Annotated in this window: 24 protein-coding genes; 9 read left to right on the top strand and 15 right to left on the bottom strand. The window is 63.3% G+C overall.

Translation table 11 applies throughout. From position 1 onward, the window contains the following. Nucleotides 1–16: 16 nt before the first annotated feature. Complete coding sequence (locus J4E08_RS09020; RefSeq protein WP_349538190.1) at nucleotides 17–463, bottom strand: hypothetical protein; 447 nt, start codon at nucleotides 461–463, stop codon at nucleotides 17–19. An 81-nt stretch (nucleotides 464–544) separates the two neighbouring features. On the opposite strand from J4E08_RS09020, the gene J4E08_RS09025 reads away from it, so the two are divergent. After that, a complete protein-coding gene (locus J4E08_RS09025) occupies nucleotides 545–784 on the top strand; it encodes a helix-turn-helix domain-containing protein (protein ID WP_349538191.1) in 240 nt (79 codons plus the stop codon). Beyond that, complete coding sequence (locus tag J4E08_RS09030; RefSeq protein WP_349538192.1) at nucleotides 777–1277, top strand: hypothetical protein; 501 nt, start codon at nucleotides 777–779, stop codon at nucleotides 1275–1277. The genes J4E08_RS09025 and J4E08_RS09030 overlap by 8 nt, the downstream gene beginning before the upstream one ends. A gap of 26 nt (nucleotides 1278–1303) precedes the next feature. Here the strand turns inward: J4E08_RS09030 and J4E08_RS09035 are convergent, their stop codons facing one another. The 9 genes from J4E08_RS09035 to J4E08_RS09075 form a co-directional block, all read right to left on the bottom strand. Next, nucleotides 1304–2368, bottom strand: a complete 1065-nt coding sequence (locus J4E08_RS09035; RefSeq protein ID WP_349538193.1) for a phage portal protein — start codon at nucleotides 2366–2368, stop codon at nucleotides 1304–1306. 2 nt (nucleotides 2369–2370) lie between these two features. Then, a complete protein-coding gene (locus J4E08_RS09040) occupies nucleotides 2371–2949 on the bottom strand; it encodes an HK97 family phage prohead protease (protein ID WP_349538194.1) in 579 nt (192 codons plus the stop codon). Next, complete coding sequence (locus J4E08_RS09045) at nucleotides 2949–4220, bottom strand: phage major capsid protein (RefSeq protein ID WP_349538195.1); 1272 nt, start codon at nucleotides 4218–4220, stop codon at nucleotides 2949–2951. The genes J4E08_RS09040 and J4E08_RS09045 overlap by 1 nt, the downstream gene beginning before the upstream one ends. Then, complete coding sequence (locus J4E08_RS09050; RefSeq protein ID WP_349538196.1) at nucleotides 4213–4563, bottom strand: HNH endonuclease; 351 nt, start codon at nucleotides 4561–4563, stop codon at nucleotides 4213–4215. Before J4E08_RS09050 ends, J4E08_RS09045 begins: the two co-directional genes overlap by 8 nt. 4 nt (nucleotides 4564–4567) lie before the next feature. Continuing rightward, entirely contained in the window at nucleotides 4568–4933 is a 366-nt protein-coding gene (locus tag J4E08_RS09055) for a phage head closure protein (RefSeq protein ID WP_349538197.1), read from the bottom strand. Further along, on the bottom strand, nucleotides 4924–6405 hold the full coding sequence (locus J4E08_RS09060; RefSeq protein WP_349538198.1) for a terminase TerL endonuclease subunit: 1482 nt from the start codon (nucleotides 6403–6405) through the stop codon (nucleotides 4924–4926). The genes J4E08_RS09055 and J4E08_RS09060 overlap by 10 nt, the downstream gene beginning before the upstream one ends. 602 nt (nucleotides 6406–7007) lie before the next feature. After that, nucleotides 7008–7235 (bottom strand): hypothetical protein, encoded by a 228-nt coding sequence (locus J4E08_RS09065; protein WP_349538199.1) that lies wholly within the window; start codon nucleotides 7233–7235, stop codon nucleotides 7008–7010. After that, nucleotides 7232–7780: a head-tail connector protein gene (locus J4E08_RS09070; RefSeq protein WP_349538200.1), complete on the bottom strand. Its 549-nt coding sequence runs from the start codon at nucleotides 7778–7780 to the stop codon at nucleotides 7232–7234. The genes J4E08_RS09065 and J4E08_RS09070 overlap by 4 nt, the downstream gene beginning before the upstream one ends. Next, entirely contained in the window at nucleotides 7777–8163 is a 387-nt protein-coding gene (locus J4E08_RS09075; RefSeq protein WP_349538202.1) for a hypothetical protein, read from the bottom strand. The genes J4E08_RS09070 and J4E08_RS09075 overlap by 4 nt, the downstream gene beginning before the upstream one ends. A 566-nt stretch (nucleotides 8164–8729) precedes the next feature. On the opposite strand from J4E08_RS09075, the gene J4E08_RS09080 reads away from it, so the two are divergent. The 3 genes from J4E08_RS09080 (at nucleotide 8730) to J4E08_RS09090 (ending at nucleotide 12233) form a co-directional block, all read left to right on the top strand. After that, on the top strand, nucleotides 8730–9383 hold the full coding sequence (locus J4E08_RS09080; RefSeq protein WP_183963489.1) for a protein-L-isoaspartate O-methyltransferase family protein: 654 nt from the start codon (nucleotides 8730–8732) through the stop codon (nucleotides 9381–9383). Nucleotides 9384–9483: 100 nt separating this feature from the next. Continuing rightward, nucleotides 9484–10833, top strand: a complete 1350-nt coding sequence (locus J4E08_RS09085; protein ID WP_349538203.1) for a TolC family outer membrane protein — start codon at nucleotides 9484–9486, stop codon at nucleotides 10831–10833. 71 nt (nucleotides 10834–10904) lie between these two features. Then, nucleotides 10905–12233, top strand: a complete 1329-nt coding sequence (locus J4E08_RS09090; RefSeq protein ID WP_349538204.1) for a hypothetical protein — start codon at nucleotides 10905–10907, stop codon at nucleotides 12231–12233. Between the two features lie 143 nt (nucleotides 12234–12376). Here the strand turns inward: J4E08_RS09090 and J4E08_RS09095 are convergent, their stop codons facing one another. Next, nucleotides 12377–12700 (bottom strand): DUF6280 family protein, encoded by a 324-nt coding sequence (locus tag J4E08_RS09095; RefSeq protein WP_183963483.1) that lies wholly within the window; start codon nucleotides 12698–12700, stop codon nucleotides 12377–12379. Nucleotides 12701–12917: 217 nt separating this feature from the next. Here J4E08_RS09095 and efp point away from each other — a divergent pair, with 217 nt between their 5' ends. Both efp and J4E08_RS09105 read left to right on the top strand, forming a co-directional pair. Beyond that, a complete protein-coding gene (gene efp / locus J4E08_RS09100) occupies nucleotides 12918–13481 on the top strand; it encodes an elongation factor P (RefSeq protein WP_183963481.1) in 564 nt (187 codons plus the stop codon). A 91-nt stretch (nucleotides 13482–13572) separates the two neighbouring features. Continuing rightward, the gene (locus tag J4E08_RS09105; protein WP_349538206.1) at nucleotides 13573–14061 is read left to right on the top strand and encodes a GNAT family N-acetyltransferase; all 489 of its coding nucleotides are present in this window, start codon (nucleotides 13573–13575) and stop codon (nucleotides 14059–14061) included. Here the strand turns inward: J4E08_RS09105 and J4E08_RS09110 are convergent. Both J4E08_RS09110 and ygfZ read right to left on the bottom strand, forming a co-directional pair. Then, nucleotides 14016–14807 (bottom strand): fructosamine kinase family protein, encoded by a 792-nt coding sequence (locus J4E08_RS09110; RefSeq protein WP_349538207.1) that lies wholly within the window; start codon nucleotides 14805–14807, stop codon nucleotides 14016–14018. The two genes, J4E08_RS09105 and J4E08_RS09110, sit on opposite strands and share 46 nt — an antisense overlap. Further along, nucleotides 14804–15541, bottom strand: coding sequence for a CAF17-like 4Fe-4S cluster assembly/insertion protein YgfZ (gene ygfZ, locus J4E08_RS09115; protein ID WP_349538208.1), 738 nt, complete (start codon nucleotides 15539–15541; stop codon nucleotides 14804–14806). Before ygfZ ends, J4E08_RS09110 begins: the two co-directional genes overlap by 4 nt. 92 nt (nucleotides 15542–15633) lie before the next feature. On the opposite strand from ygfZ, the gene J4E08_RS09120 reads away from it, so the two are divergent. Beyond that, nucleotides 15634–16332, top strand: a complete 699-nt coding sequence (locus J4E08_RS09120) for a TIGR04283 family arsenosugar biosynthesis glycosyltransferase (protein ID WP_349538209.1) — start codon at nucleotides 15634–15636, stop codon at nucleotides 16330–16332. Here J4E08_RS09120 and J4E08_RS09125 read toward each other — a convergent pair. Both J4E08_RS09125 and J4E08_RS09130 read right to left on the bottom strand, forming a co-directional pair. Continuing rightward, nucleotides 16329–18044 (bottom strand): ABC transporter ATP-binding protein, encoded by a 1716-nt coding sequence (locus J4E08_RS09125; RefSeq protein WP_183964077.1) that lies wholly within the window; start codon nucleotides 18042–18044, stop codon nucleotides 16329–16331. The two genes, J4E08_RS09120 and J4E08_RS09125, sit on opposite strands and share 4 nt — an antisense overlap. A 32-nt stretch (nucleotides 18045–18076) precedes the next feature. Continuing rightward, the gene (locus J4E08_RS09130) at nucleotides 18077–18799 is read right to left on the bottom strand and encodes a phosphatase domain-containing protein (RefSeq protein WP_349538210.1); all 723 of its coding nucleotides are present in this window, start codon (nucleotides 18797–18799) and stop codon (nucleotides 18077–18079) included. 138 nt (nucleotides 18800–18937) lie between these two features. Between J4E08_RS09130 and J4E08_RS09135 the strand changes: the two genes are divergently transcribed. Continuing rightward, nucleotides 18938–20134 carry a pyridoxal-phosphate-dependent aminotransferase family protein gene (locus tag J4E08_RS09135; RefSeq protein ID WP_349538482.1) on the top strand — a complete coding sequence of 399 codons (1197 nt, stop codon included), beginning with the start codon at nucleotides 18938–18940 and terminating at the stop codon, nucleotides 20132–20134. Nucleotides 20135–20147: the final 13 nt, after the last annotated feature.

The following is a 20147-nucleotide window of genomic DNA, read 5'->3' on the forward strand; positions in this document are numbered from 1 at the left end:
AATGTGGAAAGTTCAGTTAGGTGACGGGGTAGCCGTCTTTTCCGGTGCAGGCTTTCCAGAGCGCCATGACGGCCCGGCAGTCATAAGACTTCGCCCGCTCTGCAAATTCGTGGGGGTTCGTGGTGGCGGGACTGACATAGAGCCACGCCAAGGCCGCCAGTGCGCCGATTCCTTCCAGCGACGTGGGCTTGAGGGTCAGCATAGCTTCTTCGGCGGCATTCTCACGCGCCTCGGCGGCAAGTGATCTCGGATCGTCCCAATCGCCGTTGCCGGGGAGGTCGGCCAGCTCTAGCCATGTGCGGCGGGCATCGCGCCATTCACGATAAAGCGGCACCAGCGGGTCCGGCCGATCAGCCATCGTGACGGCGGGCAGCGCCAACGCCACACCCGAGGCGGGCAGCGCGGTCAAGAGGGCGCGGCGGGACATGGTTGGGCCGTTCGCGCAAACGCGTTCTTTGGTCATTGTCAGACACTCCTGATTGGGCTATCAATATTTTATGTTGATATGGGATAGACGCACAGCGCGTCAACAGAAAATGTTGAAATGACACCAGCACAATGCCGGGCGGCGCGCGCCCTGATCGGAATGACGCAATCTGAGTTAGCGGAGGCAGCGGGTTTTGGACTGTCAACAATCGTGGACTTCGAGAAAGAGAGGCGCATCGTTTCAAGCACGGCGCGGATCAGGATGGAGGAAGCCCTTGTGGATGCTGGGTTAGAGTTTATTTCTGAGAACGGCGGTGGGGCGGGTGTCAGATTAGCCAAAGGGAAGATAAATGACTGATTTCGAAAAACGGCTGGAAGAAAAACGCAAAGCCTTTGAAGCTGATCAAGCTGAGAGAGCAAGGGCAGCGGAAGAGAGTAGACGAAACGCCGAGAGTGTCACCGAAGAGGGTGTAGAGTTGCTGCGTCAGCACGCGATCCCGGCACTACAGGCTGCACAGAGAGACCTTCAAAAGAATGGTATGGACCTTCTAATTGAAGAGGAATTCGACGTGACACATTTCGCGTATCCTGTGCCTAAGGTTTCTGCGACTTGCGGCTCTCCTGCTAGAAAACGTGACGGATACCGAATGGAGAGTCGCCCTCTGATTGTTGAGGTTAAAGAAGGCAGCTTTTCCATCGGGATTGGGAAGGAAAGCAATCGACGTTTCATTGAGAAGAATATCGCTCAAGTAGCACCCGAAGATGCCCGCGACGTAATTGAAGACCTAATTTTGCAACTTGCAGACGAGGTGCTCAAAAAAGTAGAGGGTTTTGAAGGCTCTTGGAGCTGAGAACTTGATTGTGGTTAAGATTTTCTTCACTCCTTCCAGTCCACCATTCGCATCGCGCCAGACACGTCGCCGGGCGGTATGCCCGCTTCTTTGGCCTCGGCCATCGTCTTGATGATCGCCGAAAGGGCGCGGGCGCGTCCGCCAGCGTCGAAGGCTTGCAAGGGCCGGATGGTGTCAATCGTCACCTCGGCCCCGAGCTTGGCCGTCGCCTCATCCGCCAGCATCGCGGCGATGGGCTGCAAAGTCCAGATTGCGAGCTGGCGTTGCGCCTCGCGGATCACGGGGCCGGTGGCCGCGCGGTTGAAGAATGACGGCAGGACGCCATAGGCCATGCCGATTCCCTCGCGCGCCGCTGCCAACGTCTCGTCCGTCATACTCTTGGAAAGGTCCGGCGAAAGCTGATCGGGCTTCTGGCCGATGGTCGGGTTCATGCCCGCCGCCGTCGCCTGGGCGACACCTTCGATCACCAGCGTTGAACCGCGCCGCCCTTTGAAGGCGTTGCGCATGGTGGCCATGTCATCGGCGCCAGTGTCCGGCAAGGGCACGATCTGCGAGCCGAGCGGGGCGTTCTCGAACGTCTCTGCAAGCGCAGCCTCTACCGCATGGAGCATCCCGCCCGTGAGGCTGGACCGGCGCAGCGGTGCGGTGCCGATCCATGGCGTCAGGTTGTCCGAGCCGATTCGCAGGTGCAGAACCTCGGCGGCAAGGGCCGTGACAGTGCGCCCGCCGCCTGCCTCGGGGATGGACAGGCGATAGGCGCGGGGTTTGCCGTCGCGGGTGGTCACGTCCCAATCCGTTGCAGGGACAAGGCCAAGCTCTGTGATCAGATAGACCGCCTCGCCGTTCAGCGCGATGCCTCGGGCGATCATCGCCATGGTCTGCCGGGTCAGCAGGCTGGTGCCGGTCACGTCCGCCATGGCAAAGCCGCCCTCCCAAAGGCTGACACAGCTCTGTACCGTCGCCGTCAGCTCGGCCACGCCGCGCCGCCCGCTAATAAAACTGTCACGCGCCGCCATCACTTGCGCGGTGTATCCGCCGCCGCTGGACCGTGCCTCGATCGGTCGCAGCTTGTCTTTGAGCCATCCGAGCATTGTCACCTCCACCGGATTGCGGCGGGGCGGTGCGTCATGCGCTTTGCCACCTCGCCGATGGGTTGCCAGTTCCGTGCCTCAATCTGGGCTTGCGGATAGGCGGGTTTCGTGACGGCGCTGATCTCGATCAGGTCAGCCGCCTTGATGGTCCGCAGGATCGCGGTGCCGCGTTCCTCGACGGTCTCGCCGCCCGGTCGGACGCGGAAGCCGGGGGAAAGGCCCCGCACCAGCCCGGCCGCATGGGATGACAGGAAGTCCCTGACATAGCTGACCTGCCCCATGTCGAGGCTGATCGTCGCATCAATGGTCAGCGCATCATTGGTTTCGGTCAGGGTCAGGGTGCCGGCGGAACGTGAGGCCAGCGGTTTGTTGAAGTCATGGCCGGACAGAAAGTGCACGTCCTCGCCGCGTTCTAGCCGATCCGCGAAGGCGCGGGCCGCGATCATCTCACGACGCTCACGTCCTGCCCCCATGCGTTCGGCCAGCACGGTTTCCCGGCCATATGGGAAGGTTGCCCGAAGGCGGGTTTCCCCGCCCTCGGTGCGCAGCTCAAGGCTGCCGGTGTGAGCGCCCCAGAGCATTACGCGGCTTCCAGTTCGAGGCCGGTCAGCAGTTCGAGCTGGGCCGGGCGCGCCACGGTCACGTCCATGGTGGCAAGGGCGGTGATCCGCAGCCCGCCGGACTGTGCATCGCTGTAGGGGTCGCGGATCATGTCCACCGCGCCCCATGCGCCGATGAAGATCGGAGCGACACCGCCCGCTGCGGTGGTCAGCAGGGCCGAGGTGGCTTCGGGGGTGCCGGACGGCGCGGCAAGCGCGTTGTTCGTCATGGCGATGTTACCCGAGGGCAGGTTTTTCACCAGCCGGTCCCATTCGGAAACCGCCGTGCCGCTGATCAAAACGCTGTCCAGATAGTCCCAAAGTTCGGGCCGGATCAGTGCTCGCACCGCGTCCGGCGAACCGGCGGCATTGGCGGTCATGAACCGGGTGACAGCCGAGCGGAACGCGCCCCAGCTCGCAAGCGCCCCTACCGCCGTGGACGTGATGCCGTAGGTTGCCGCGCCGGTGATGACGCCGAGCGGCTGGCCGTTGGCCCCGGTGCCGAGGAACGCCGCCTGATCCATCGCCGCGCCCATGGCCCCGCTCATATCGCGCCGCACCGCCTGTTCCAGCGCAGCGCCGGACTGTTTCAGGGTCTTGCGGGTGATGCGCATCTGAATGCCGAGGTTGTGGTCCGGTGACATGGCCCGGTCGGTCGTGGCGTAGGTGGTCGGGCCTGCCACGTTGGCCGTCTCACCGTCCGCCCAGCCTGCCGTGACAGCCGAGGTGGTCACGGGCCATTCCACCGCGCCCGCGTCAATGCTGATCATCTGCGCCCCCATGCGTGCCGCCACGCTGTTCGGGAACAGGCGGTCGATGATGGGGCGGGTCTGGATCGGGTCCGGGGTACCGCTGGCGACCGTTTCACCGGCCCGGACTTCCAGCGCCTGCCACGGAACCGGGATGCCCCGGAAACCGCCCGCGCTGCGCAGCTCGGACACGATCTCCGCTGTCTGGCCATCCAGTTGCCGCCCTTCATCGAGGGCCAGCGCGACCTGGCGCATCTCGAAACCGGCCATGAGGTTGGCCCAATCCTGTGCCGTGCGGGTTTCCAGCTCGCCGCCCGCGTCCCGGCGTTCGGTGTCCTCGGCGATCAAGGCCGCGCGATAGCGGGTTTCGTTGGAGCGATATTCCCGGTCCAGCGTGTCCATCTCGCGGACTTCATCCTCGGACGGGGTTTCCTTGCCCGCCAGCTCGGCGAGGTTCTGGCGGATTTCGCTTTGCCGCCGGGCGATCTTCACTGATTCAAGCATCTTTGATTTCCTTCTGATTGATGCCTCTTTCATCGGGGCGCGACAGCGCCTCGACAGCTTGCCGCCAGTCTTGGCGGTCCACTCGGGGCGGGGGGTGCCCGCACTCGATCCTTGTCTTTCTGGTGTGGCAACCGGGGCAAAGCGCCTGAAGGTTGCGCGGCTCATAGGACAGTTCGGGGTGCGTCCTGACCGGCTTGATGTGATCCACCTCAAGACGCCCGCCGCAGCCGCAGGATTTGCAACGGTAGCGGTCGCGTTCGAGGATCTCGGCCCGCAGCGCCTTCCAGCGTTTCGTGCGGGTGACATGCCGGGAATGCCGTTGATGTTCCTTGCGGATGCTCATTGCCTCAAACCTCGAATGGTGAATTGACTTCCAAGCCCTCGGACGTGATCGCCGTGATTTCGAGAAAGCCCCGGTTGTCTGGAACCTCCTTGATGCCGTCGATCCCGTAGGGCACGCCCTCGTGCGCGATCATGTCTGTGCGCCTGAGGCCCCGCGAAAAACTGTTGGATCGGATGACGAAACGGACCACCAGCTTGTTGTCCCACGCGGCGGCGCTCAGGCGCTCAGCGTCGGACACATCGCGCCGTCTGGCGAAGATCGGCGGGCCGTGGTCGTGCCATTCGTAGATGGTTCCGCCGGCGCCATTCTGTGTCGTCGTCGCGCGCTTGAGCTGAATGCGGCGATTGAGGCTTCCGGCGTTCAAAACCATTGCATCCTCGCTTTCGCTTTGGGTTGAGCTGCGATCCGCGCGCCTTGAGCAACGGCCAGAACCGATGCCGCCGCCGCGTCGATCCGGCCCGTGGATCGGGCCTTCGCAATCTTGATGTTGTTGGCCGGGTCGCGCAGGCACACCGTGTCCGCGAAGGCCGAGCGCAGCAGCAGGGACGGCTTGGCCTTCACCAGACCGTCGAAGGCGGCGCGGCGGAACCGTTCCGCGTCTTCACCCCCGTCTCTAAATCCTTGGCCCCTCCACACCAGCGGCGCACGAATGCCAGCCCGGCTGATCGCTTCCCCCAGCTCGGCCTGCTTATAGCGGTCCATCGTTATCGCGATGACGGGCTGGTCCTCGACATGGCGCATCACCTCAACCAGCCACGGCGCGACGGGCACGGTCTTGTCGCCGAGAACGGACAGCTCGCCCCGGTCGTGCATCTCCACATAGCGCCCGGCCACGCCGTCCGTCTGGCCGCGATCCAAGAGGCTGGGCATAGACGGGAAGGTGCCGAGGCATTCAAGCCGCCCCGTCTGGGGCCAATAGAACGCCGCCGCCGTCATCGAGGCCGAACCGCCAAGGTCGATCCCGATCACGACGCCGCCTTCTCGGGGTGGCAAGGCCGAGGTTTCGCAACCAAGCCATTCGTCCAGGGTGATCAGCAGGTCACGCGATTCCCCGGACACGCGCTCATTGCGGTTGTAGAGCCGGAAGCTCGTGAGGCTAGAACCGCCCCGCGCAATGGCGCGCTTGGCTTGAGCTTCCAGCCATTCCAGAGAACCGCCGATGCCATGAGGCGCGCCGGGGTTGGCGATCAGCAGGCTTTCGGGTTCATCGGCGGGCAGTCCGGGCGCGGGCCGATGCTCTTGAACGTAGGAGCCGGGCGACGGATCGTCGATCCACCGGGAAAACGGGTGCGTGTCGTCGCTGGCGCTGGTGCTGATCAGGAACGCCCGGCCCTCCCGCTTGCCCAGACCGGACAGCAGCGCGTGTTCCAGCTCGTCGCCGCGATCAAGGGCCCAGTGACCGCGCTCGTCAAGGATCGCCATCGTCGGAGCGCCGCCGAGGGCTGATTTGCCGTCCGCCGCGATCACGCGCAGGATATGCCCGCCGCCGTCTCCCTCATATTCGATCTCAAGGCGGGGCGCGCGACGGAAAATGAAGTGCCGCCGGATTTCCATGGGGAGACTGGCGATGAAGCCCGCCACAAAGTCCCAGATGATGCGCCCCTGATCGCGGGTCCGCGCGGCTGCGATGATCTCGCGGCGGGGCTGGCGATCCCAAACGCCGATCAGGCCGCCGAGGGCGAGGCCCGCCGTGATCGCGGATTTCCCGTTGCCGCGCCCGATGCTGAGAATGGCGTTGGCGGTCGTGTCGGCCATCGCGCCTTCGATGAATTGGCGCTGAAAGGGTGCGAGGGTGACGGGCTTTCCGGCGTTCGGCCCCTCGGGGATATGAAGGCTATGCATAAATTGCATAGCTCGCTCTGCCGGGGCCGCGTTTTCCAGCTCTGCGCCGGGCGCGAAAATTGAAGAGTCAGATACACGGTTACATTCGTTCGCAGAAATTGCGGCATTGGGACCATCGGTGAAGAGGTCAGCTTGGCCGAGGTCAGCAAGCGACGGGCGCGCGGGTGCAACCGGCAGCGGTGATCCGTCTGCTTTCTTCCACTCTCTTTTTTTCTTCGCCTCAGCCATCGCGTATCCTCTCGCGCGTAGTTCTTCGTTCAACCGTTGCTCACCTGCTCAATGGTGAGGTTTGGAGCGAAGGGCATAGGACGACTGCCCACAGCACGAAGCCGTGGCAGTCCCTATGCCCTCAGCGTGTAGTTCCTGCTCAACGGAGCCGGTCCATCGCTTCTGGGCCCGTCCGGTCATGCGCTTCTGCCGGTCGGTTGGTTGCTGCTTGCGGCACCTAAGCGCGGTGCCGGGGATCGGGCCTCAACCTTGCGGACTGCCCTTTGCCTATGATCCCGCCCGTGGTAGGCTTTCCTTTGTGGTGCCACCGTTGTTACCCCGGCCACCACATCGGCCCTGCGTCTATGCGAGTGGCACGCAGGGCCGCCGTTTCCTCATCTTTCGATCACATCCACATCATGTGTCGGAGCTGTGCCCAGTTCGGACACCAGCCGTCGCATGATCTGCTCTTGTCGTTGGGTTGGTCGCCAAGATGCGCGCTTTCCATGGCGCGCGATGGATCGGACAAAGCCTTTCAGCCAATCATCCGTACCGGCCATTACCGCGCGCATGACCAAGGGCCAGCGATGCATCAGGATCTCGTCCAGCTCTGCCGAGGTCATGCAGACACCCCGCGATAGCGAGCGCCTACGCGGGCCATGTGCGGCGATGTCGTCAGGGACTTAGCGTCCATCGGCGACCTGCCGTCATAGTGCAGCGCGGCCTGATCCATGAGGGCTTGAGCGAGGTCGGACGGAACGTCCGATGCGTCCGCGCCGAACCCGGCCTGATAATCAATGATGACGCGGCTTGGGGTCAGGTCGAAGTAACTCGCCAGCCACCGGATGTAGGGACGGTTGCCGCCCACAAAGTCAAAAGCGGTGAACGCCTCGCCATCGATGCTCACGGTCGGCACGTCATCATCCGCGACTGGGCCGATGGGTAGGCTCAAGCCATACTCTTTTGCGGGGTTGAAGATCGTAACGCGGATCGTCTGGATCATCAGGGCGATCTGGGCGAATTGTTCGATCTCTGCCGCCGCCGTTAGGCCGATGTTCTGCACAGCCGTATCTTCGGCGTCATCGGAAACCCGAAGGTGGAGCTTCAAGTCATCGAGGATGAAGGGCAGGGCCGCGCTGCTCGCAGTCCGTTGAACAAGCATCTTCATGCGGCGATCTCCACTTCCGAGATATGGTTGCGGAACGCCATCTGCTCGCGCATTGGAAGGGCCTCATAGGCTGCCAGCGCATACGCCTTGCGCTCTTTCAGAGAGGCAAAGGAGGCCCACCAGCGCGCATCGTCCATCGGATTAAGGAAGGTCGGCAGGGGGTAATCGGCGAAGGACAGGACCGCTTTGGCGACTTGCTCGGCCTGTTCCGGGGTATCGAGCGCCCGGAGTGCAGCCCATGCCAGCGCGGCGCGCTCTTCGACGGTCAGGCGCGCCATTGCCACGGTCGTGAAACCGGCCCATGCGTCAGCATCGCCGAGTGTCAGGGTGTAGCCGATCATGCGCGACATGCGCTTGTGGTTCGGCTTCATGAGCTTGGACAAATGAGAGGCTTTGCGCCGAGTATCAGGTTCCCTCTTTGTTTTCGGTCTGTCCTGATACTTTTTCGGGCCTAAGTAATTGTTATTTAATGGGAAGCGGCTGGATTGCAAATCCGTGTACACCGGTTCGATTCCGGTACTCGCCTCCATCTATCTACAAGCACTTGCGTCACCCTTGTCAGTATAGCAGCTCTGCGTCTTACAGAAGCGTAACATTCATCGCAAAGTCTCTCGTTGTTTGGCGGCGGCACCCAGGCCATGAACGGATGCAACCAGCCGCTCGGGACATTTCGTGCCGAAATGCCCTGAAGGTCTGGGGATCGTCAGGAGGCCACGCTGCTCAGGCGGCAGTGGGCATATGATGCACGTCCTGCGGCGCGGCCCGGCGTGTTCTGCATGTGGATTTCACGGTTTGCACCGCAAATGTGCAGCGGCCTTTTCGCAACAGGCCACGCCACATTTCCGTGACTTCGTCACCTTCGTCGCAAGTTTGATGGGCTGGGACATTGCCGCATCCGTTTGATTGTGGCAGAACGCATCCAACGTCTCTGAACGAAAGAGTTTAGTGCATGAGCGACTTTGCCACACGACGCCGCATGATGGTCGACACGCAAGTGCGTCCGTCTGATGTCACCGAATTCCCGATCATCGATGCGATGCTGACGGTCCCGCGCGAGGCATTTGTGCCCCGCGACAAGATTGAGGCGGCCTATGTCAGCGAACACGTAGACCTGGGCCACGGCCGCGTCCTGCTGGACCCGCGCCTCTTCGCCAAGATGCTGGACGCGTTGAATCTTTCCAACTCCGATCTGGTGCTCGATCTGGGCACGGGGTTTGGCTACTCGTCGGCTGTGATCGCGCGCATTGCAGAGGCGGTGGTCGCCGTCGACGATGACGAGACACGTATAGACGAGGCGCAATCGCTGCTGTCTGAGCATCATGCCGACAATGTCGCCTTGCACCACGGCGCGTTGACAGACGGCGCCGCGGAACATGGCCCCTACGATGCAATCATCATCGAAGGCGCTGTGGAGCAATTGCCGACCGCATTGATTTCCCAGCTCAAAGAGGGCGGTCGCATGGTCGTCATCTTTATGGATGGGATGCTCGGCACCGTGCGCGTGGGTCACAAGATAGATGGCGACATGAATTGGCGCTTCGCATTCAACGGAACGGCGCCGCTACTGGCAGGCTTTGAAAAAGCCGAAGAATTCGCGTTCTGATAGCAAGGCCGGCACAGACCGGACCAAGGGGGCAGTGATGCTGGGTAGACTTCGCACGGGAGGCGTAAGGCGGGTTGCAGCCGCCGTTCTCGCAATGAGCATGGCGACCACCGCCTTGGGTGAGACGCTGGCCGAAACCTTGAGCGACGCATATGTGAACAGCGGCGCGATCGAGCAGAACCGCGCCTTGTTGCGTGCGGCAGATGAAGGTGTGGCACAAGCCCTGGCCGCGATGCGCCCGGCGCTGAAATGGTCCGGTGGCATCAATCGCAATTACGGTGTGAGCGGCGTTCCGGATACGGCCATCGAGCGCACGAGCACTCTGACATCTTCCATCGAATTGTCTGTTCAGCTTGTGCTCTACGCCGGCGGTCAGTTGCGGCTTGGCGTGGATCTGGCGAAAGAATCCGTTCTGGCCACACGTGCCACGCTTTTGTCTGCCGAACAGACATTGCTGTTGAACGCGACGTTTTCCTTCCTCGCGATCCGCGAAGCGACTGAGTCGCTCAGCCTGCGCCAGAACAACGTGCGCGTCATCCGTCAGGAGGTGCGCGCCGCCCGGGACCGTTTCGAGGTCGGCGAAGTGACCCGCACCGACGTGGCCCTGGCAGAGGCTCGCCTGGCCGCCGCCGTCGCCGCGCTCGCTGCTGCAGAGGGGGCACTGATCACCGCGGGCGAACAATTCCACCGTTTCGTGGGACGCGATCCGGGCCAACTGGTCCAGCCGACACGCCTGCCGAAGATCCCCGGTTCCGTCGCGGAGGCAAAGTCCCAGGCCGTGCGCCGTCACCCGGAAATTATTTCCGCACAGCACCAAGTTGCCGCCTCCGAGCTGCGCATCCTGATTGCAAAGGGCGCAATGAAGCCGACGGTCTCCGTGACCGGCAGCTACGGGCTGACCGAATCCTTCAACAACCGCAGCTTCAATCAGGGAGGGTCCGTGTCCTTGGGCGCCTCCGGTCCGATCTACCAAGGCGGTGAGCTGAGCTCTCTGGTGCGTCAGGCGATGGCCAATCGCGATGCGTCACGCGCGCAGCTGCATGTCGTCTACCTGACGATTGAACAGAACGTCGGTCAGGCCTATTCCGATCTGCGTGTGGCGCAAGCCAACAAGACCTCATTTCAGGAACAGGTGCGCGCCGCGCGTGTCGCGTTCCAGGGGGTTCGCGAAGAGGCCGCGCTTGGCGCTCGGACGACGCTGGACGTGCTGGATGCCGAGCAGGAATTGCTCGATGCCCGTGCCAGCTTGATCTCTGCGGAGATCTCTGAATTTCAGGCCGCATACTCTGTCTTGTCGGCGATTGGTCTGATGACGCCGGAGGCGCTGCAACTGGCGGTCCCGCAGTTCGATCCGTCGCAATATTACAACATGGTGCGCAATGCACCTGTTTCGCAAAGCAAGCAGGGCAAGGAATTGGACCGCGTCCTCCGGGCTCTCGGAAAAGACTAACTTTTTTCGTGTCTGTTGTGCGACTCTCATCGAGGGGGTAAACTTCGAGGCGAGGCCAGAGTGGAAAAACAATGTCAAACTCCGTCACGAATGTGGAAATAGAGGATATTCTGTCTTCGATCCGGAGGCTTGTGTCCGAAGATTCTCCTCCCCTCCCGAATGCGCCTGTGGCAAGGCGAGAGGCCAAGCGGGTTGACCGCTTGGTTCTGACGCCCGCGTTGCGAGTGAAGGACCCGGACCCGGAGGCACGACCCGCCGCCAAAACCGGTCCGGTGCTGCTGACGAATCCCGCCCCTCAAAAGCCGTCTGTGGCGTCCGAGACGTCTCCGAAACCCTCCCTGCTGACGCAGCTTGTGGAGGAGGAAGTGACGCGTGCACTGGCCACGGATGATGAGGCGGAAGACCGGTCTGACGGCGCGGACGATGCGCCAGCAGGCGACGAGATCCTGCAACTCTCCAGCCCTGTCCCGTCAAAGCGGCACGACGCAAACCCTCCCGAGCATGGCGCCGAGGTCACCGATTTGCAGTCTGTGCTCTCGCAGCTCAAGGCGGAGACTGATGAGCATCCCGCCGAACTGGCAGATGAGAGCGCGCCTGATGACGTCTTCGACGATGAATCCTCTGCCGATGACGAACTTGACCTGACCGCCGCGCTCGCGGCCTTCGATGATGATGCAGCCGGGCCAGAGACCGCGGAACTCGATAGTGAGCTTGAGCGTAAGATTTCCGCGCTCGAGGCGCTGGTCCGGGGCAGGGACAAACAGCTCGCCCAAATCATGGACGACACCAGTCGGGGCGATGCAGAGGAGCCTGTCGCACAGGGCAGCGATAGCCTGGCCTCTGAGACGCCTGAGGTCATCGCCGACACCGCAGAGGGTCATGAAACGGACCTGATGGACGACAACGCGCACGATTCTGCGTCTGAGATGCCCGAAGAGGACGACGCGTTGACCGCCTCCGCGCCAAGTCTGACCAACGAAATTGCCACTCCTCCCGAACCGGATAACGATCTGGCAAAGCGGCTGACCGCCTCTCAAGAGCCTGCCGCGGAGACGTCCGAACCTGAGGACAGTGACACCGTACGCCCTGTCTTTCGACGTCGTGCGACCGCTGAGCCGCGTGTCATCGAATGGGAAGATCACACCGCCGGTCCCACAGGCGCATTGCCGCAGTCGGAACCTGAGGCGGATATCTCCACCCAGCAGGCCTACAGCCGGGATCTGTCGGATGAACAGGACCGGAACGCCCCCATTCTGGACGAGGCCATGTTGCGAGAGATGGTGTCAGACATTGTGCGCCAAGAGCTTCAGGGCGTTTTGGGGGAGCGTATCACACGCAATGTGCGCAAGCTGGTGCGCCGTGAAATCCACCGCGTGATGATGACGCAGGATTTCGACTGACCTGTGCACCGCAGACAGATCGCAAAAGCCCGCCTTGAAGCGGGCTTTTTGCTGGACAGCGCTTGCCTTGCCAATCGCCGGACAAAGAAAAACCCGCTCTTGACGAGCGGGTCTTCTCAAGTTGGGTCCGTATGCCGGTAGGATCAGGCGGCTTCCGCCTGTTGTGCCGCAGCGTTGCGACGTTCGCTTTCTTCGCGCGACAGCGCGACGGAGGTGCGGACACCCTTGGAGACGAACTCCATCAGGCCCGAAACGACACGTTCGTTCGGGTCAATGCCTGCACAGGACAGAACTTCACGGCCATCACGAGAGCGCGCCCAGCGGGCGATCTGCTCAGGGCCGTTTCCATACTTCTTGTCATCGGCGATCGCATCATCGAGAGCAGCCAAAACCACGGCGGCAAAAAGCTTGCGCGCGCGGTTGCCTTGCTCAGCGTTGAATGCGGTACCGTCAACGAAATCTTTCATGTTGCGACCTTTAATTATTGCTCTTGTCTTTTCCGGCGTAGAGCGCGTTATGGCACCTCTCATTCGATTCGGATACCCCACTAAAGCATAGCACCTTTGCGTTTGGCGCATGCCTCCATACATGGGCACACGAGATATCGTTGTCTTGCCAGTAGGACATGCGCGAGATATAGGACCGGTCTAAGTTCCATCAACCTTTTGCCACGGAAACGTCATAATGCCCAAGATCAACGGAAACGAGATCCGTCCCGGAAACGTTCTGGAGCACGACGGCCATCTTTGGGCCGCGGTCAAGGTCGATCACGTGAAGCCCGGCAAGGGCGGCGCCTTTGCTCAGGTCGAGATGAAAAACCTTCGTAACGGCTCAAAGCTTAACGAACGGTTCCGCTCAGCGGACAAAGTCGAGCGTGTGCGCCTTGAACAAAAGGACATGCAGTTCCTTTTCGAAGCCGACGGTCGCCTGACCTTCATGGACACCGAAACCTACAACCAGGTCGAGCTGGACGCCGAGATCCTCGGGGATCGGCGTCCGTTCCTTCAGGACGGCATGACCATCGTCGTGGAATTCCACGACGAAGAGGCGCTGAATGCCACGCTGCCGCAAAAAGTGATCTGCGAGATCGCCGAGACCGAGCCGGTCGTCAAAGGTCAGACAGCTGCGAACAGCTTCAAGCCTGCGACACTTGATAACGGTGTGCGCGTCACTGTGCCGCCTTTCGTCGGGCAGGGCGAGAAGATCGTCGTGAACACCGAAACCATGGAGTATTCCGAGCGCGCATAACGCGTACGGCCAACTTCGTTCCCCGTGCAACCGCCGGGGGCGATACATGAAACGAAAAGGCCTCCGGCATCTCAGCCAGGAGGCCTTTTTCATGATCACCACTGCCGAGACTTCGGACCTGCCGGATCTTGTGTCGCTGATGCGCGCGCTGAACGCGTATCACGCGGACCATGCACCCGATCGCTTTCACGACAGGGCGTGCGACGCGGACCTGTTGGGGCTTTTGCAAAGCGCGCAGGCGGACGGTGCGCGCTTCCTGATCTACCGGACCGAAGGCGTGGCCCGTGGCTACCTCAAATGGCTGCCTGTCCCGGCGGCGGCCCCCGTGATGGAGCATCCCCGGCGGCAGGCGCTGCTTGACCACATCTATGTGGAGCCGATCTGGCGACGTCGTGGGCTGGCATCGCGATTGATCGCCCGATTCGAGGCGGAAATCGCAGGCCACTTCGATGGCTGGACGGTCAGGGTCCATGCCTTCAACACGGCCTCCCGCGCGCTGATGCAGCGCCACGGGGCAGAAGCCACGGTGCTGGCCTATGCGAAGGCCTCGTCCAGCAGTTGGTCCACCAACCCAAGGTAGCCCGCGCCAAACAGCCTGTGATGCACGAGGGCGGGGTAAAGCTGATAGATGGAGCGCCTTGCGTGCCATCCCTCACGCGGGGTCCCATAGCCCTGCCAGAAGGCGTCAGGCGGGGTGCCAAAGACATGCAGCATGGCAAGGTCGACCTCGGGGTCGCCGTGATAGATGGCTGGGTCGATCAGGTAGGCGCTGTCTGCGGTGAACAGCGCGTTGCCGGTCCAGAGGTCGCCATGCAGCAGCGCCAGTGGGGCGTTGTTCAGGCGGTTGGGCAGGGTGGGCAACAGCGCGCTCAGGCGGTTGGCTGTGTGCTTTGGCAGGCTGGGGAGGAACGGTCTCAGCCGCGCCTGATCCCAGAAGGTCGGCCAATCGCGGCGCGGCTGGTTGTCGATGGTGAGCGCGCCAAAGGCATAGTCCTCCGTCCAGCCGGGGGTCTGCGCAGGCGCGCTGTGCAACTGTCGCAGGGTGGTGCCCAAGGCCTGCCATCCTGCGGGGGAGGGCCGCGCCTCTAGCAGGTGTTCGAGAAGCAAAAGATCGTCGGTGTGGTGCAGGACCTTCGGCGTGTTGGCCCCGGTCCGGGCGATGGCCCGTAGCATCCGCGCCTCGACCGCAACATGTGCGCCGAGCTTGGCAACCAGGTGGCGTCCATCCGACAGCGTGGCCTGCACGACCTCGGACAGGTCACCACCGTGCAGCGGGCGGAGGTCGGTGACCTCCGCGCCCAAGGCGCTGGCGATGCGGGTCTTCATGCGGGATAGCTGACGCGGGCCTCCCCGGCCTGCATGTCGTCCGAGGCGCGGTCAAAGCGCAGATAGGCGATGCCCTCGCCACCGGCTTGGGTGAACAGGGTGCCAACGACCTTGCCGCCTGCGACGATCTCGGTCCCGACCGGGGCTGCGCCATCGACCGTCACGCGGGCGAGGCCTTTGCGCAGCTCGGTCTTGTGCTTCATGCGGGCGCAGATCTCCTGGCCGACATAGCAGCCCTTCTTGAAGTCGACGCCGTTGAGACGCTCGAACCCTGCTTCGAGGATGAAGGTGTCCGGTGTGAGTTCCACGCCCTGCTCCGGGACCAGCGCGGCGACACGCAGCGCGTCCCAATCGACGTCGTCGCCCGGTTGGCCGTGGTAGCCGCGCCAGCCCATCGACGGGTCGCGCGGATCGGCAAAGGCGCCCTCCGGTGGCTCACCAAGGCCACGGGTGACGGTCAGGTCCGTCTCTGCGACTGTCACGTCGGAGCGGAGCTTGTACATGGTCAGGATCTGGAGCAGGGCGGGCGCGGCCTCTGCCGCCACGTCGATCAGAACGTCGTCGCCATCGGGGAGCAGGAAGAAGTCGCAGCGCAGTTTGCCCTGTGGCGTCAGCATCGCCGCATAGACCGCACCGGTGTCCAGCCGGTCCACATCGTTGGTCACCAAGCCTTGCAGGAACGGACGGGCCTCCGGTCCGCTGACCCTCAATACCTTGCGCGCGCTATCTGCCATGTCTTTCCCCTTTGTCCTTCGGGTGACATATAGGCCTTACCTCCCTTGGATGACAGGGAGCGTGATGCCCGCTGTGGCACAGGAAGGGCAGAATGCGCGCACCTATCTCTGTCGTGATCCCGACGCTGAATGCTCAGGCGTGTTTGCCGCGCTGCCTGATGGCCCTGGGGGAGGGGCTGAACGCCGGGCTGATCCGGGAGCTGGTGGTCTCTGACGGGGGATCGACGGACGCCACGGTGCGGGTGGCCGAGGCGGCCGGTGCCGAAGTGGTCAGCGGGCCGGCCTCCCGTGGGGGGCAGTTGAGGCGGGGCTGCGATGCGGCGCAGGGCGACTGGCTGCTGGTGCTCCATGCGGACACGGTGCTGTTGCCCGGCTGGAGCGAGGCGGTGATGCGGAAATTGTCAGCTGACAACGCGAATCTGCAAGCGGACTCAGCGGCTTACTTTTTGTTAAGCTTTGAGGGTGGCGGGGCGCCCGCGCGGCTGGTGGCGGCTTGGGCCAACTTGCGGTCACGGGTCTTTGGCTTGCCCTATGGCGATCAGGGGCTGCTGATCTCTCGCGCGCTTTATGAGGCTGTCGGCGGCTATCCGGACATTCCGCTGATGGAGGACGTGGCCCTGGCGCGTGCTTTGAAAGGGCGGCTCCACCCGGTCGAGGGCGTGGCAGAAACCTCCGCCGAGAAGTACCGCCGGCAAGGCTGGCTGCGGCGTGGCGGGCGGAACCTGATGACATTGGTGCGCTACCTGAGCGGGGCCGACCCCGAGGCGCTGGCGCGCAGCTACCGGCGTTAGTCGGCTTCGGCGCCGAACTGCATGTTGTAAAGCGCCGCATAGGTGCCGCCCTTGGCCAGCAGCGTATCATGTGTGCCTTGTTCGACCACCTGGCCCGCGTCCATCACGACGATCTTGTCGGCGTTGCGCACGGTGGACAGGCGGTGGGCGATGACCAGCGTGGTGCGCCCTTCTGCCAACTGCTCCAACGCCTTTTGCACGACCGCTTCGGATTGGGTGTCGAGCGCGCTTGTCGCCTCGTCCAGCAACAGGACCGGCGTGTCGCGCAGCACGGCGCGGGCGATGGCCACGCGCTGACGCTGGCCCCCGGACAGGTTCGACCCTCGCGGGCCGACGCGTGTGTCGAGGCCACGTTCCAGCCGTGGCACGAAGTCCTGCACATGGGCGGCTTCAAGCGCGCGGGTCAAGGCGGGCTCATCGACGGTGCGGTCCAGAACGATGTTGTCGCGCAGCGGCTCGTCGAACAGCAGGGCCTCCTGGCTGACGATGGAGATCATGCCGCGCAAGTCCTTCAGGCCCATGGCGGAGACCTCGGTCCCGCCGATGGTGACGGAGCCGGTCTGCGGGTCCACAAGGCGTGACAGCAGGTGAAACACCGTTGACTTGCCCGCGCCGGAGGCCCCGACCAGCGCCGTCGTCTTGCCCGCTTCTGCCGTGAAGCTCAGGCCGCGCAGCACGGGGGTGTCGCCGTAGGTCAGGCACACGTTGTCCAACACCACGCTTGGCACGCCGTCCGGGCGCGGCTGTGGGTTGGACGGGCTGACCAGCACCGGTTCGGTGTGCATGATTTCGATGATGCGCTCGATGCTGGCGGCGGCCACCTGCCACGCGCCACTGACCGCGCCGAGCCGCCGGAGCGGTTCGAACATCATGCCGATGGCGGTGAAGAAGGTCATGAATTCGCCGAGCGTCTTGCTGCCGTCCTGAATCTCCGTTCCGGCGAAATAGAGGATGCCGAAAAACCCGAGGCCGGACATGATGTCCACCAGCGAGGGCAGGAGCGCGGAGCCTGCGGCGGAGCGGGTTTCGCCGCGCACGCGGTCGCGTGCAAGGACGCGATATCTGCGGGACTGGTGGCGTTCCAGCTGGTTGAGCTTGATCGCGGTGATGCCGTGAAAGACCTCGTTCAGCCGCGTGGACTGGTCGGCGGCGATGTCGCGGACCTTGCGCGCATTTTGTCGCACGTAGCGTTGCAGCATCGCGGTCGGTGCGATCATCAGCGGCAGGCCGATCAGGGCCACAAGCGTCCACTTCCAGTCGGTCCAGAAGGCCACGCCCAGAAGCGCCACGAAGGTGAGCGCATCCCGACCGGCGCCGGTGACAAGCGTGCTCCAGACCTTGGCGATGGCGCCGACGTCACCCTCGACCCGCTGGATCAGCTGGCCGGGGCCCTTGTCCGCGTGATAGCCGATTTCCAGCGTCATCAGGTGGTTGAGCATGTCCTGCCGGATATCGGCCATGGACAGCTGGGCGGCGCGCGTCAGGATCACCTTGTGCACCGCGCTGGCCAGTCCACGGGCCACAAAGAGCACCAGAACCACCACGCCCACGGTGACCAGAATGCTGCGATTCGAAGAGGTGAAGGCCTTGTCGAACAGCGGCTCCATCATCACCGAGAAGCCGGCGGTCATCCCGCTTTCCAGCGCCATGAAAGCCAGCGCAATCAGCAACAGGCCGGTGTAGCGCCGCAGGTAACGCCGCCACAGCCACATGAACAAGTATTTTGCGTTTGTGTCGGAGGATGTCACTGCTCGCGCGCCTCATGAAGACGTCTGGCCATCTCGGTCTCTGGCGTGCGCGCGTCCCAGCCCTCCTGGATCGGACCGGCAACATATTCCGTCTTCAACCAGTCCTCGAAGCCGATTTCGCCAATGTCCTGGCGCGCTTCGAACAGGCGCAGGATGTAATCCTGAACGCCGGTCTTGGTGAAATCGAGGTGGATGTATTTCAGGCCGAGCTGTTTCTTTGCCTCTGACACGGGCACGTTTTCGAACACCATCAGGTAGATGGCCGCGACGATGCCCGCGCGATCGGCACCGGATTTGCAGTGGAACATCATCGGGCGCTCTGCCTCGCGCAGCGCGTCGATCACCGCCAGCAGGCGGCGGCGGGGGGCGGCGGTGCGGGCCCAGAGCTTGGCATCCACAAGCGTCATGCCGAGCGCCTCGACGCTTTCCTTTTCAAAGAGATAATGCGCGCGCTTGTCCTCGCCGCGCAGGTTGACCACCGTTTTGATCCCCATGGCGGCATAGCGGGCAAAGCGCGCGTGCGTCGGCTGGTTCGAGCGGTAGACCCCCGGTGCGATCTGGAAGAAATTCGTCCAGAGCACGCGCAGAAACGCATGGTCGAAGACATGATAATGCAGCCGCGACAACATCCGCTGTTTCGGATCGGTGATGTCCTTGCCGAAAGAGTGACGCACCCTGCGTTCGGCGTGGTCGAGTCTGTCGAGGAGTTTGGCCAGCATGCATGGTATCCTGTGCTATGGGGCCGCGTCTACCGGGGTCGGGGGGCGCTGTCCAGCAACGCGACATCGCTGGGGGGATTGACGCGGCGGTGCTGCGGGTGTTCCGTCCGACCAAAACGACAAAAGAAAGGTCGCATGATGACGCTTGCCAGCGGTCGGTCCCATATCGCCATTCCCGGACCTTCGGTCATTCCTGATGCGGTGTTGCAGGCCATGCATCGCCCGGCGCCGGACATCTATGACGCCGAGTTGCTGGCCATGGTGCAGGGCATCGTGCCGGATCTGAAGTACGTGGCGCAGACCGATCAGGACGTGGCGATCTATATCAGCAATGGACATGGCGCGTGGGAAGCCTCGTTGGCGAACACGGTCGCGCCGGGGGAAACCGTGCTGGTGCCTGCCTGCGGACGCTTTGGTCACGGCTGGGCAGAGGTGGCTCGGGGTCTGGGGATCAACGTGGAGCTGCTGGAACACGGCCGCCAGACGCCCATCGACGCCGAACGGGTGCGCGCCGCGCTGCTGGCGGACAAGGGGCAAAAGATCAAGGCGATCCTTGCGGTGCATGTGGACACCTCGTCCTCGGTTCGGTCGGATATCATGACGGTCCGGACCGTTCTGGAGGAGACCGGGCATCCGGCGTTGCTGATGGCGGATTGCGTGGCGTCCCTGGGCTGTGATGTCTACCGGATGGATGCCTGGGGCGCGGATGTGACAGTCAGCGCCTGCCAGAAGGGCTTGATGACGCCACCTGGACTGGGGCTTGTGTTCTTTAACGAGCGCGCCGCCGAGGTGCAGCGCGCCATGCCGGCCGTGTCGAATTACTGGAACTGGCGGCCGCGCGCCAATCCCGAGATGTTCTACCAATACTTCGGAGGCACGGCGCCGACGCATCATATCTATGGCCTGCGGGCGGCGCTGGACATGATCCGGGCCGAGGGGCTGGATGCCATCTGGGCGCGTCACGCGACGCTCGCCGGGGCTATCTGGGCCGCGGTGGAACATTGGGGGCAGGACGGTCCCATGCGGTTGAATATCGCCGAACCGGCGCTGCGGTCCCACGCCGTGACGGCGCTGAGCCTTGGCAAGGGGCAGGGCGATCGGCTGCGGGCATGGTGCAGGGATGTGGCGGGCGTGACCCTGGGAATCGGTCTGGGGGTCGAAGATCCCGATGATCCGACCGCCTCCGGCTATTTCCGCATCGGTCATATGGGCCATGTGAACGCGCACATGATCCTTGGCCTTCTGGGTGTGATCGAGGCCGGGCTGACCGCGCTGGACATTCCGCACAAAGCGGGCGGTGCCACGGCGGCGGCACAGGCACTGGCGCGGCGCTAGGCTGCGCGCGCAA

This window comes from Sagittula sp. NFXS13 (genome assembly GCF_040148795.1).
GTDB lineage: Bacteria > Pseudomonadota > Alphaproteobacteria > Rhodobacterales > Rhodobacteraceae > Sagittula > Sagittula marina.